General features: G+C 41.2%; 11 protein-coding genes. All 11 read left to right on the top strand.

Annotation, left to right across the window (positions count from 1 at the left end; all coding sequences use genetic code 11):
* Nucleotides 1–7: 7 nt before the first annotated feature.
* The 11 genes from DESDE_RS18665 (at nucleotide 8) to DESDE_RS18615 (ending at nucleotide 12,878) form a co-directional block, all read left to right on the top strand.
* Nucleotides 8–742, top strand: a complete 735-nt coding sequence (locus DESDE_RS18665; RefSeq protein WP_014795581.1) for an ABC transporter ATP-binding protein — start codon at nucleotides 8–10, stop codon at nucleotides 740–742.
* A gap of 475 nt (nucleotides 743–1,217) precedes the next feature.
* A complete protein-coding gene (locus tag DESDE_RS21730) occupies nucleotides 1,218–1,910 on the top strand; it encodes a glycosyltransferase family protein (protein ID WP_148269933.1) in 693 nt (230 codons plus the stop codon).
* A gap of 14 nt (nucleotides 1,911–1,924) precedes the next feature.
* Nucleotides 1,925–2,356 (top strand): hypothetical protein, encoded by a 432-nt coding sequence (locus tag DESDE_RS18655; protein WP_014795579.1) that lies wholly within the window; start codon nucleotides 1,925–1,927, stop codon nucleotides 2,354–2,356.
* Between the two features lie 21 nt (nucleotides 2,357–2,377).
* A complete protein-coding gene (locus DESDE_RS18650; protein WP_014795578.1) occupies nucleotides 2,378–4,852 on the top strand; it encodes a glycosyltransferase in 2,475 nt (824 codons plus the stop codon).
* Nucleotides 4,853–4,875: 23 nt separating this feature from the next.
* Nucleotides 4,876–6,189: a radical SAM/SPASM domain-containing protein gene (locus DESDE_RS18645; protein WP_014795577.1), complete on the top strand. Its 1,314-nt coding sequence runs from the start codon at nucleotides 4,876–4,878 to the stop codon at nucleotides 6,187–6,189.
* A gap of 45 nt (nucleotides 6,190–6,234) precedes the next feature.
* Nucleotides 6,235–7,194, top strand: coding sequence for a class I SAM-dependent methyltransferase (locus tag DESDE_RS18640; RefSeq protein ID WP_014795576.1), 960 nt, complete (start codon nucleotides 6,235–6,237; stop codon nucleotides 7,192–7,194).
* A 189-nt stretch (nucleotides 7,195–7,383) separates the two neighbouring features.
* Nucleotides 7,384–8,664 (top strand): methyltransferase domain-containing protein, encoded by a 1,281-nt coding sequence (locus DESDE_RS18635; RefSeq protein ID WP_014795575.1) that lies wholly within the window; start codon nucleotides 7,384–7,386, stop codon nucleotides 8,662–8,664.
* 5 nt (nucleotides 8,665–8,669) lie between these two features.
* Nucleotides 8,670–9,701, top strand: coding sequence for a polysaccharide biosynthesis protein (locus DESDE_RS18630; protein ID WP_014795574.1), 1,032 nt, complete (start codon nucleotides 8,670–8,672; stop codon nucleotides 9,699–9,701).
* Nucleotide 9,702: 1 nt separating this feature from the next.
* Nucleotides 9,703–10,824: a non-hydrolyzing UDP-N-acetylglucosamine 2-epimerase gene (gene wecB, locus DESDE_RS18625; protein ID WP_014795573.1), complete on the top strand. Its 1,122-nt coding sequence runs from the start codon at nucleotides 9,703–9,705 to the stop codon at nucleotides 10,822–10,824.
* Between the two features lie 7 nt (nucleotides 10,825–10,831).
* A complete protein-coding gene (locus DESDE_RS18620) occupies nucleotides 10,832–11,707 on the top strand; it encodes a sugar nucleotide-binding protein (RefSeq protein ID WP_014795572.1) in 876 nt (291 codons plus the stop codon).
* Nucleotides 11,679–12,878: a glycosyltransferase gene (locus DESDE_RS18615; protein ID WP_083838573.1), complete on the top strand. Its 1,200-nt coding sequence runs from the start codon at nucleotides 11,679–11,681 to the stop codon at nucleotides 12,876–12,878. The genes DESDE_RS18620 and DESDE_RS18615 overlap by 29 nt, the downstream gene beginning before the upstream one ends.
* Nucleotides 12,879–13,270: the final 392 nt, after the last annotated feature.

Genomic DNA, 13,270 nt, shown 5'->3' with positions numbered 1-13,270 from the left:
TGAACTTATGAGTAATGATATAGCTATAAAAATAGAAAACATATCTATGCGTTTTAACTTAAGCAGAGAACGTGTTGACAGTCTAAAAGAATATTTTATTCGTATGCTGAAAAGGCAACTGTTCTTTGATGAGTTCTGGGCACTGCGGGATGTATCGCTGGAGATAAAAAAAGGTGAGGTCTTCGGACTGGTTGGCTTAAACGGAGCTGGGAAATCAACCTTGCTTAAATTGGTAGCCGGGGTATTGAAACCTACGTTGGGAAATATAAAAATTGAAGGGACAGTCGCACCGCTTATTGAGCTGGGAGCTGGCTTTGATGCCGATCTTACTGCTAAAGAAAATGTTTTTATGAATGGTGCAGTAATGGGATACAGTGGGAAATATATGCAGAAACGATATAAGGAAATTATGAACTTTGCAGAGCTGTGGGAGTTTGAAGATGTTCCTCTTAAGAATTTTTCATCCGGTATGTATGCACGTCTTGGATTCTCAGTCGCTACAATGGTAAATCCGGAAATCCTAATTGTGGACGAGATTCTAGGTGTCGGGGATTATAAGTTCCAAGAGAAATGCAATCAACGTATCAATGAACTCATGAGTGGTGGGACAACAGTGTTGATGGTATCACATTCCAACGATATACTCAAAAAGTACTGCGCTAGGGTTGCCTGGTTGGAAAAAGGTATATTGAAGGAAGTGGGCCCGTCAGAAGAAGTCTGCAGTAAATATGAGGCGATGTGATTGAATGGGAAGTAGAGAAAGAGTTTTTACATTGGCTTGGGAGTTTCCCCCGATGATGTCTGGCGAAAGCGTGGTATGTTTCCGTACGCTGAAACATTCGAGACATACTTTTGATGTGTGCTGCGGCCAGGTACCCGGATTGGAAGAGGGGAAGATAACTGAAAATATTCAAGCTTACCCTATCAAAGGAAAATATTTTTTTTGGCCTATACGAACTGCAGTGCTCTTTAAAAAACTGGACAAAGAGAATGACTACCAGGTTATACTGTCCAGGGTAATGCCCCCCAATGGCCATCTTGCAGGCTTAATAATTAAATTGTTAAAACCTAAAATTAAATGGGCGGTATATTTTTCTGATCCTGTTTGGAATTCGCCGTTTATCCAGTTTCCTATTCCATGGAAAAAGGACAATAGGCATAGGCCAAGTTATTGGCTTATGAAACTATATGGAATACCAGCAAAGATAGCTGTGACAATGTCCGATTTGCTTGTTTTTAATAATGAGAGGCTTGCAAAGTATATCACTGGAGCTCAGTATGAAAAATACCGTTCTAAAATATGTATTGCTCCTTATGGACATGAGGGCGTTCGGCAAAAGCCACCTAGGAAACCGGACGGAACATTTGTGATAGCTCATGTGGGACAAGTTTACGGCAACCGCACATTAGCGCCCTTTGTAGCGGCTTTAGAGCTGCTTTTAGTGAAACACCCCAAGCTGTTCTCACGGCTAACCGTCCGCCAGATCGGTTTCCTCTGTAAGGCCGAAGCGCAATGCATTCGTAATTCTGCGGCAGCTTCCGCCTTTCAGATTGTGGGCCAGATTCCCTATGAAGAAAGTTTAGAGGAGATGTACCGAGCGGATTGTCTGCTGGCCGTCGACCCACTGTTTGACAGTCCGGAGAAAAACATATATATACCGTCCAAACTATACGACTATATGTCTACGGGAAAGCCTATTTTTGCCATCGGTGATGAGGATAGTGCGACGGGGGATATAATGAAACAGATCGGCGGGCGGTGTGTACGCTGTCAAACGAATGATATTTACTCACATTTGTTGCAGATTCTTCGAAACGGCTGCGAAAGCGGCGCGGAAAGATATGGCCGATTTCGGCTCGGGGATCGTGCCGCAGAGATGGACGGACGGATTCAAGATTTATTTTTGTAAATGGGGGGAACGAATTGAAGCTTCCGCAAAAAGATGCTGCACCTTTGTCAGAGGTAGAAGCGTTCGAGCAAACCTGTTGCGAGTTTACACGGTTGTTATATGAATATTCACAGGAAGAATATCGGCTCCACCAGGCTGAAGTGAAGGTGTACCAAAACCGTATCGCTGAGATGGAAACCCGGTGTCGTGAATATGAATCGCGATTGTTCGAAGGGGGAGCCTACAGGGGAGAGTTGGAGAAGAAATTCGCTAAGCAGGACCGCAAAAGGCAAAGATGTGCCTCCAGAAAAGAGCGCATTAGAAAATTTTTTTTTCAAATTGCTCAGTCAGTATTTAGACTCGGACGCAGGCTTAGCGGCCAGTGGGGAATAAAGGACCGCTTGAAAGGAACCACGCTGTTTAAAAGGCTTTACTTAAAAGGCACTATTGATAGACTGAGAGGGTAAGAATACCAGAGGAGAGATGCTATGAAGATTATGCTTTTTACGGATATACCTCCCTGCAAGAACTACACTGCAGGAATTGTGTTGGATATCCTATGTGGTTTTCTGCTTGACGCAGGGCATCAATTGTGCTGTTTTGTTGTTAAAAATCCCGGTGTTGATGCACGAATCCCCTCCGACAAGCTGGATAGAATGGACTTTGTCATCGTAGACAAACCGCGCGAAGATTGGGGAAACACTTCCTCAGATCCGGAGGTATCCCGCCAGGGAAATAGCCATGTAACTCATTTTGAGTTGCCTCCTATTGCTGAGAGGGCGGCAAATTTTGCAAAAGCCCAGGGGGTCGAGTTGATTTGGAGCGTCATACAAGGGCAGGTTATGATCCAGCTGGCGCAGCCCGTGTCAAAGTTGTCAGGCATACCATATGTATTTCAGACATGGGATCCGCCTGAATGGTGGCTCAGTGCCAATAAAGTAGATCCGGAAACCTCATGCATAACCATGGAAGCCTTCGCTAATGCTATTCGGGATTCAGAATGTTTCATCGCCGCATCTTGGGCCATGGGGGAAGCTTATCAACAACGCTATGGCTGCAAAAAGAGCATACCAGTCATCTTGGGATTTACGCCGGAAAAGGTTGTCCCTGCGGGTATGAAAAAAAAAGATGACTTTGTCATCGCTCTAAGCGGTCAGATCTATGCTACTGCGGAGTACGAAGCCTTAGTCGAAGGGCTGAATCGTCTGCGTTGGTCTTATCAAGGAAAGAAAATCGTACTTCGTCTTTATGGCAGGTACTTTCACTTACATTTCCAAAAGGGAACAAATATTGAAGTCCGGGGTTGGATGGAACAGGATGAATTGTTGCCGGAGTTGGCTGACACCGATCTGCTCTACTGTCCCTATTGGTTCAGCGAGGATTTCAGGGAAGCGAGCAGCCTGTCTTTCCCGAGTAAACTGTCCACTTATCTGAAGACTGGTGTCCCGGTGCTGATGCACGGGCCGGAGTATGCATCTCCTCGTCGCTTTTTAGAACGCTATGATGCAGGCTATATCTGCACAACACTCGACCCGGACGGAATTGCAGAACAGATAAGAACTATCATGGATGCCGGCGATCGAGATTTGGTGGCGCAGAGGGGATATCAGGCATTTCTTGATAATCTGACCTTAGATATTATGCGGCGAAATTTCTTTGAGGCTCTGGGTTTAGTATCGGCGGCTCCAGAATTTCACGTTCTTTTTTCGCGAAAGAGGCTTTCTTCCGTCGTGCATGTTAATAATATTGATTTGCTAGGAAATCGCTTTAATGGTTATGACATGATGCAGGTCATAAATCGTCTTCCCGGCATTTCTTGCCGCCAATTTGTTATGGAAAAAGAAAGCGAGAACAACAATGTCATTTCTCTTTGTGATCGCCCGGCGGATGTCTGGCTGAGAAATAGGATCCGCCTTAGTGAAAAAACGCTCAGTCTACGCGGCGTGCTGTATCCGTTCCTTTATAAAATGATGGACCATAGTGCTTTTCAGGATGCCGATATTGTCCACTACCATCTTATGCACAACGATATGGGCGCGCTACCGATCTGGACAGAGATAACGGCCAAGAAACCGTCAGTTCTTACAGTTCATGACGCATGGCTATTGAGCGGCCACTGCATTTATTCTATGGGGTGCGATAAATGGCTGACAGGTTGCGGTGGTTGCGAGAAACTCGACATTAATTTTTCTATGGAAAATGATAATACAGCGTTGATGTGGAAATTGAAAAAACTAACTATGGAGAAAGCTGATCTGGATATTGTCGTTGCATCCGATTATATGCTCGACCTGGTCAAAAGGAGTCCGATCACCCGTCATTTTAAGCATATCCATAAGATACCATTCGGTATCAATACTGATCTATTCTCTCCTGTCGATAATAAAGAGAACCTCCAGAAAATGTTCGGTGTGAAGAAAGATCATTTCGTTATTTCCTTTAGAGAAGACACTTCTCCTTACAAAGGATTGGAATGCATCAAAAAAGCACTTCGTCGTCTCAAACCACAAAAACCTATTACATTGCTTACGGTGGGCAATAAGAATCTTCTGGCCGAATTTAAATCCCAATATCAAATCATCGAGTATGGCTGGCTTAAAGATGATAGCTTGATGGCGCAGATCTATAAGGCGAGCGATTTGTTCCTTATGCCATCTGAGGCTGAAGCGTTCGGGATGATGGCAATTGAGGCCATGGCCAGTGGAATTCCAATTGTGGTATGCGACGGGACTTCACTACCAGGCGTAGCGTTTGCTCCGGAATGCGGCATCAGCATCCCTCAGGGTGATAGCGATGCCTTGTGCCGGAATATTGAGCGCCTGATTGCATCGCCTCAGGAATGTGAGGAAAGAGGTATGCTTGGCAGAAAGCTAGCACTAGAATATTATCGTTTTGAAGACTATGTGGAGCGGCATTTGAATCTTTATGAGGAAATTTTGGAACGAAAAAGCATGAAACAATAAGGTTAATAGAGGAGATGCCTATCGTGAATAAAGAAAAAGAGTATCTTGCGTTGAAAAAATGGGATGGTAAAGAAAATCTAAACTACCCTATACATGTAATGATAGAAGTAAGTAATGCATGTAACATCAGATGCGCCATGTGCAATATCTTTTCGCCGTTTTCCAGCTGTGATATTTATCCTTCAAAAGATGATGCATTCATCGATGTTTCATTGATAAAGAAAAACTTTAGCTTTATTAAGCATGCGTATTATATCTCTTTGTTTGGATACGGAGAACCATTAATTCATCCACATTTTACTGAAATACTGAACATATTGAGCAAAAGTAAAGCATTTATGACGTTTTTTACAAATGGCCAACTTTTGTCACCTGAAATGGCAAAATTATTAGTCGATAAAAATATAGGTAAGATTACTATTAGTTTTTCAGGGACAGATAAAGAAACATACGAGAATATTTATATAGGCGCAAGATTCGAAAAGACATTAGAGAACATAAAGTATTTATCTACCTATAAAAAAAGAGAAGGTAAGCTTTATCCAATTATAGAAGTGAGCAGTGTGGGCTTCCAAAAACATGTAGAGAAGTTGGATGAATTTGTAATTTTGATGAATGAGGCTGGAGTTAATCATATTAGATTAAACCCCCTGTATGAATATTCTGACTCTATTCCTGAATTATACCGCCAATCTTGTGTCGTGACGCCGAAAGAAAAATCGATAATCGATAAAGCAAAACAATTTTGCCAAGATCATAATATTTTTTTTGAGGATAATTTATCTGGATATTATAGCAGTATAAATAATACTTTTACTGAAGAAGAATTAAGGGATATTTTATCGGGCAGTACGAATGAGGACAAGGAAAAAACTGACCTATATTCATTTAAGAACAGCTTAAATCTGAGGATAAAGAAAAATACTATGCCGTTTCACGAATATTACAAGAGAGAAACACATTTTTCCTATTGCGATCCAGATGGTTGTTATACTGATTATAACTTTAAATGTTATGCTGAAGAAGAGTTACGGTGTACACAGCCCCATACGGTCATGTATATCAGACAAGATGGTTCTATAAAGCCTTGTTGCAATTTTCCGGTTCCGGAAAAAAGCGACAAGTATAAATTATTAGGAAGTTTAAAAAGCGAAAAGGCAAATAAGGTATGGCGAGGAAATAGTTTTAAGATATTAAGAAATAATGCGGATCATTTTTGCTATCCAGAGGCCTGTATGAATTGCATTAAAGTTAAGGCTCAGCCGCCTGAGAATGCATACGAAGATATACTTGCAACATGGAATGCTTATTATTCTTGTGTATATAAATCCAATTAAATGGACTGTACGAGATAACAATTTAGGTTATAGAGAGGTATAAAAATGTTTAGGAAAAAGACCTTGAATAATAAGCAAAAAGCTGCGATGGTGCTCCCAAATTCAGCAATTGAGAATTCTGCATGGTATAGCCACTACCTAAATTTAAAAGATAATATTATAAGGTTTCAACAACTTGGGCTCTTTTCAACATCTGATTTTGAAGGAAAAAGGGTTCTGGATTTTGGTGGATCAGCCGGCCAATTCGCCGTAGCACTCCTTGAGCAAGGGGCTTCGTCAGCAATAGTTGTGGATACAAGTTTACCCCTTGATATTTATCAAAAAACATTAAAGTCAATGAAAAATCTCAAAGCTTACAATATAACCATTGAGGATCTCGCGATAACTCAGCCAGCTTCAGTAGATTTTGTAGTTGCCCATACAGTCACTGAACATATCAGTAATCTGCCTTCAGTATTTACATCAATTAGGAAAATAATGGCCCCAGGAGCAGTTTTTCTTATCGTACATGATAATTATTACCATCCCTCTGGTGCGCATGATAATTTTATGCTCAATGTTGGGAGGAATGGACTTTATGAGTATTTGGGGCCTAAATGTTGGGATACTGAGGTCCGTTGTTCTTCTTCTTTGAGTTGGAGACAAAAGATGAGAGAACAATTACCTTGGGTATGGAATGATGAGAATGAAGCTTCTTTAGACCCGAGTGCCTGTGAAAAGTGTTCTTTTTATAGAAGGTCTCACCCATGGAGTCATTTGCTTTGGCAAAACGAGTTTCTCAATGTATTTCGTGAACCAGGTTTTTCAAGCGGAAAAGAAGAGTCAATTATCAATAAAGTTACGCCATTTCAATTAACCCAATACTTGATAGAATCAGGATTTATCATCGAAATATCGCAACGTATATATCATAATAATGAACCCCCCGAAGTATTGCTTAAAGAGCCTTACTGTTTTAGCTATCAAGATTTGAAGACCCTTAATTTACTCATAAGAGCTAAATAAAAACTATAATGGATTGGTTTTTTAAGCTGAGTACTTTTAGTACGTATTGCACTGAAGGAATTTTGCTGATTTATAAGCAGGGTATCTCGGTTATTGCAATAAAAAGCCGGCGGGATCAGTATAAGCTTCACATGTGGTATGAAAAGACACTAATACCGGGAATAAAGTGTGTGTAGGAGGTTCTTTTTTGTGGATAACCGAAAAGCTCGGATCGACAGTATTATCGCCGATAAACACAGCAGAGTCCTTGAAATTGGTCCATTAAACTGGCCACTAGTGACTAAGGACATATATCCGAACAGTTTTTATTGTGACATCCGCAGTACGCAGCAGGTCAAAGCGCTGTACTCAGGTAATGACTATCTGAATATCACGGGAATTCATGTGGACATAGACAGCATTGTCGATATTGATTACGTCCTTAAGGATAGCTACCGGGAAACGTTTGCGGGTGAAGAGAAGTTTGACTATATTGTAGCATCCCATGTTATTGAGCATGTTGAGGATATCCTCTCTTTTTTCCAGGACATTACTTCTGTGATTAAACCCGGGGGTAGCATCTGCATCTATTATCCGGACCTGCGCTACTGCTTCGATCATTTTCGGCAAAGCGCGTCTTTCAGAGATGCATACGATGTTTATATGCGAGGGTGCCAGGAAACATCGCGGATGGTTTTAGACTTTTATTTTAAATCTATTGCTGAAAATGATCCCGCCGTGTTTTGGAGGGCGGAAAATCTAGAAGAGTTGCTACCTGCGAACAGTGCCGTCGATGCCATAGAGGCATATCGCAAATCCCTTGCTGGCGTGCGCCCGGACGACGTGCATTTTTGGCCTTTTACAGACCAAGGTTTTTTATACTTTTTATGTGATTGCATCCGTGCGGGGCTCATGCCCTTTACCTGCGTGCAGTTTTCTCCCACACAGGAAAATACACAGGAATTTTTTATTGAGCTAAGGCTTGATACAGATCCAAAGAAAGATCGTGGACACGAAATCGCTGCGTTAAAAGCATGGATCGCTTCACTTCCTCCGGACTTTCAAAATTCAAAACAGCTGACCCTAAGTCGAGAAAATCCTGTACTAATAGCGCAGAACCAGGAGCTTTCCTCAACAAACGAGGCTTTGAGGAAACAGAATTTTGAGCTAGCTGCACAAAACCAGGAGCTTTCCTCAACAAACGAGGCTTTGAGGAAACAGAATTTTGAGCTAGCTGTACAAAACCAGGAGCAAGAGAGCAATATCGGATGGATCACAATCCAAATGCGTGAACAGGCGGCAAGAAACGATGAACTTGTCTCCTTACTTGAGGAAGAACGTGAACAGGGTTGCAGACTTTTACAGGAGCTCCAATCCGTTAGAAGTTCGTTCCATTCAATTGAAAACAGTACAATATGGCGTGTCACAAGACCGGCCCGCATAGTGTTAGACTTTATTAAGAAGCTTTTTAATAGAAATAAAGGTGAGTGATAATGATGTTTGAAAGGAAAACCTTATTGATAACAGGAGGCACTGGTTCCTTCGGTGAAGCGGTACTTCGCAGATTTTTGGATACTGATATTGGTGAAATTAGAGTTTTCAGTCGCGATGAAAAAAAGCAGGATGATATGCGCAATAGATATAAGAACTCTAAGCTTAAGTTCTTTATTGGGGATGTGCGGAATTACAACAGTATATCCCAAGCTATGGTCGGAGTTGACTATGTTTTTCATGCTGCGGCACTCAAGCAGGTTCCTTCCTGCGAATACTTCCCATTGGAGGCGGTTGACACTAATGTAATCGGAACTGAAAATGTTTTGAACGCTGCTATCAATAAGCAAGTAAAAAATGTTATCTGTCTTTCTACAGATAAAGCGGTATATCCCATTAATGCCATGGGGATTTCCAAAGCCCTTATGGAAAAAATCGTTGTTGCCAAAAATAGGATTGCCTCAAGTAGTAATACAGTTATTTCAGTAACACGCTATGGTAATGTCATGTGCTCAAGGGGATCTGTTATACCATTATTTATTAATCAGATTAAGTCCGGTCAGTTGATTACGATAACTGATCCGAATATGACTCGCTTTATGATGTCTCTGGACGATGCGGTTAATTTAGTTCTCTTTGCTTTTGAGAACGCTAAAGGCGGGGAGATATTCATCCAAAAGGCACCGGCCTGCACCATAGAGATACTTGCCCAGGCAGTTGGGGAGTTGTTTGATTACTCTGGGCAGCCACAAATTATCGGCACCCGTCATGGCGAAAAACTTTATGAGTCTCTGCTTACGCGGGAAGAGATGGCTAGAGCGGCTGATCTGGGAGATTACTATATGATCCCGCCGGATGACCGCGATTTGAATTACAACCAATATTTTACCGCAGGGAAAACGGAATTTTCCTTGGCGGATGATTATACATCCCACAATACAATAAGGCTTTCCAAACCCGAAATGATGGACATGCTGCTGGGATTGGATTATGTCAAACACGCAATAAAAGGCGAGCTTAACGAGGAAGGGTATTAAAATGAAGGTAATGACCATCGTGGGCACACGCCCCGAGATAATTAAATTAAGCTGTGTTATAGAAGAGTTAGATAAATATACGGAGCATATCCTTGTCCATACCGGTCAAAATTATGATTATGAACTTAATGAAATTTTCTTTGCAGGAATGGGTATCCGCAAGCCAGATGTTTTTCTTAATGCAGCAGGAGAAATGGCTGCAGAAACTATTGGGAATGTTATTATCAAATCTGATGAGATTATAAAAGAAATGCAGCCTGATGCCCTTTTGCTGTATGGGGATACCAATTCCTGTTTAGCTGTGATATCAGCCAAGAGAAACAAAATTCCCGTGTTCCATATGGAAGCCGGCAACCGTTGCTTTGACCAAAGAGTTCCGGAAGAGTTGAACCGCAAGATTGTGGACCACCTTTCCGATATAAATATGACGATCACAGAACATGCTCGGCGCTACCTGCTGGCGGAAGGGCTTAGCCCGGAAACGGTGATCAAAATCGGTTCCAGCATGAAAGAAGTCATCCAGCGCCAGAACGCGTCTATTCAGGCATCCACTGTACTTGAGGATTTATCTTTGAGCAAAGGGGAATATTTTGTTTTGTCTGCCCATCGGGAAGAGAATGTGGACTCCAGGGTGAATTTCCGCAATCTGGTTGATTCTGTTAATGCTGTAGCTGAGAAATATCAGAAGAGGGTGATTGTATCACTTCACCCTCGAACCAGAAAACTGTTGGAAAAAGAAGACTTTCAGTTCTCTCATCTGATTGAATTAATGAAACCCCTTGGTTTTGCTGATTATATCACCTTGCAGACCAATGCCTTCTGTGTCCTAAGTGACAGCGGGACAATTACTGAAGAATCTTCTTTGCTTAAATTCCCCGCGATTACAATCCGTCAGGTTCACGAAAGGCCGGAGGGAATGGATGAGGGAACGCTCATCATGAGTGGCCTGGAAAAGAATAATATTCTGAACGCGATTGAGGTGGTAACTTCGCAATATTCCTCAGGTATGCAAAATTTTCACATTGTTCCGGATTATGATACCGATAATGTCTCAAAAAAAGTGGTCCGCATCATTTTAAGCTATACCGACTATATTAACCGAACTGTCTGGGGAAGGGGATGACTGGAAATTGAAAAAAGTAGCGGTACTTGGTTCCACAGGAATGGCAGGCCATGTAATTGCCTTATACTTGGAAGAACAAGGTTTTGATGTCTATCGTATGTCACGCAGCGAAAAAAACTCCGATAAAAGTATTTCACTTGACGCCAATAATATTCCCGCGCTCAGCCATTGGCTGGATGTAATTTCACCGCAAATTATTGTCAACTGTATAGGTCTTTTGCAAAAGGAATGTGATAAATATCCGGAGAAAGCAGTTCTAATTAACTCCTATCTGCCTAGGTTTCTGGAAAGTAAATATCTCTCCACAGCAGTTCGCATAATCCACCTCTCTACGGACTGCGTTTTCTCTGGTAAGCGTGGCAATTATATAGAAAACGATTTTACGGACGGCCCAACGATGTATGACCGCAGTAAAGCTATGGGAGAAATCAATAATTCCAAAGACCTAACTTTCAGAATGTCTATTATCGGTCCGGATAATGATATTAATGGCGCAGGCCTGTTCAATTGGTTTATGAAACAAACAGGTACAATTAACGGATACGGCAAAGCAATCTGGAACGGTGTGACCACTATTGAATTGGCTAGAGGTATTGTCGCGGCAATAGGGCAGGGTCTCTCTGGTCTTTATCAACTGGTTCCGGAAGAGCCGATAGATAAATATAATCTTTTATTGCTTGTCAAGGAAGCTTTTCAAAAAGAAGACATTGCTATCGCTTGCACTGAGGATGTAAGAATAAACAAAAGCTTAATTAACACCCGGTCAGATTTTGATTTTTACGTAAGTAGTTATCCCGATCAGATTATGGACATGAAGGAATGGATTATGGCACATCAGCATTTGTATCCCCATTATGAGAGATATTTATATGGAAAGAAATAGCTTGGAGAAAAGGAATTTTATTAGTATAGCTATTGTAATGCCGGATATGGAACTTGGGGGGGCGGAAAAATCTTTTTTAACTTTTATTGAGATGTTTAAAGGAAAAAGTGTTTCTGTCTCTCTTCTTTTGTTTCATCGCACAGGCGCATTGCTTTCCCATGTGCCGGATTGGGTAAAGGTGATCGAGTTACCAGGAGCGGGAAGACTGGATAGATTAAGGAAAAAAGGTTCCAATTTCCTGGCTAGGTGTGGATTAACTCGTTTTTATGATATATTTAAACATTTTTACCATTTATTTGGCAGCGGAGCCAATTTTGGAAAGAAGTATAAGAACATTGATTATGATGTAGTAATTGCTTATAAGGATGGCACAGCCACCTGGTTTGCTAGAAATATTATCGCAAGGGTAAAGATTGCATTTTTCCACACTGATTTCGTAAGAGCAGGATATAATCCAATAAAAGAAAAAAAAGTTTATGATAGTTTTGATCAGATTTACTGTGTTTCATCTGCTGCCAAGAAAAGTTTCGTTCAAGCCTTACCAGCCCTTGCAGAAAAAACATCTGTTTTTTATACAATTATTGATCAGAAGAAATTACATAGCTCAGTAAAATTTGGCCCTTCCTTTTTAGATGATTTCAACGGTATAAGAATATTGACAGTAGGACGATTAAGTCACGAAAAAGGGTTGGACAAAGCGATAAAAGCTCTTTCTCTGCTAAAGGTAAATGGCTATTATGTAAGATGGTATATTGTAGGAGAAGGTTGTGAAAAAAGCAATCTATCCAAATTAATTGCTGCTAATCATTTACAGGATGACTTTATTTTTTTGGGTGAAGTAGAGAACCCTTATCGCCTAATGGCAGACTGCGATATTTATGTACAACCGTCAAACTATGAGGGGTACTGTCTTGCAATAGCTGAAGCACGTGCTTTATATTGTCCAATTGTTGCGTGTGATTTTTCAGGTGCTAAGGAGCAGATAGTAAATAGAGAAACTGGTATTATAACCGGAATGTCAGCCGAAAATCTATATGAGGGAATTTCTCAATTAATTAGAGACAATGACTTAAGGGAAAAGATAAAAAACAATTTGAAAAAACCTATAAGTCAAGACGCAAAACAGTTTGACGAGCTGTATGATTTTATAACTCGAAAATTAGGACTTTAAGACAAACCGTATAAATAGGCAAGCGAGCCAATCATTAAAGAAATTATCTTGGCCCCAGCTGCTAGGAAAACTCGAGTAGGTCAAGCCAAATTGCCGGTATTAGGCCATACCCGTGAGCAGCGATATCTGGCACAGGTAATCAAGGCAGGCGGAGCTGATATCATGGTGGTAGCCTGCATTTCGTCACTCTGCTTAGGACAACGTAGTAGTGGCACTGGTGAAAGGCGGGATACGTGCATATGCCTGACATGGAACAACGGATGAGGAATATAATTCATATATCAATCTGGTCTGGGCTGTAAATCAGATTTATATTATTGATGACGGTGGAGACATTGTATCGAAGCTTCGTACAAGTGAAAAATCAATGGATAAATATGAGCCTTTTTAGT

The organism is Desulfitobacterium dehalogenans ATCC 51507 (assembly GCF_000243155.2).
Lineage (GTDB): Bacteria > Bacillota > Desulfitobacteriia > Desulfitobacteriales > Desulfitobacteriaceae > Desulfitobacterium > Desulfitobacterium dehalogenans.
The sequence above is the reverse complement of the archived record's forward strand: the minus strand, read 5'-3'. Positions and strand labels throughout refer to the sequence as shown.

What these genes read in the sequence shown, in the direction of transcription:
- DESDE_RS18665 (WP_014795581.1), top strand. Translation starts at nt 8, where the DNA reads ATGAGTAATGATATAGCTATAAAAATAGAAAACATATCTATGCGTTTT.
- DESDE_RS21730 (WP_148269933.1), top strand. Translation starts at nt 1,218, where the DNA reads ATGTCCGATTTGCTTGTTTTTAATAATGAGAGGCTTGCAAAGTATATC.
- DESDE_RS18650 (WP_014795578.1), top strand. Translation starts at nt 2,378, where the DNA reads ATGAAGATTATGCTTTTTACGGATATACCTCCCTGCAAGAACTACACT.
- DESDE_RS18640 (WP_014795576.1), top strand. Translation starts at nt 6,235, where the DNA reads ATGTTTAGGAAAAAGACCTTGAATAATAAGCAAAAAGCTGCGATGGTG.
- DESDE_RS18630 (WP_014795574.1), top strand. Translation starts at nt 8,670, where the DNA reads ATGTTTGAAAGGAAAACCTTATTGATAACAGGAGGCACTGGTTCCTTC.
- wecB (WP_014795573.1), top strand. Translation starts at nt 9,703, where the DNA reads ATGAAGGTAATGACCATCGTGGGCACACGCCCCGAGATAATTAAATTA.
- DESDE_RS18615 (WP_083838573.1), top strand. Translation starts at nt 11,679, where the DNA reads ATGAGAGATATTTATATGGAAAGAAATAGCTTGGAGAAAAGGAATTTT.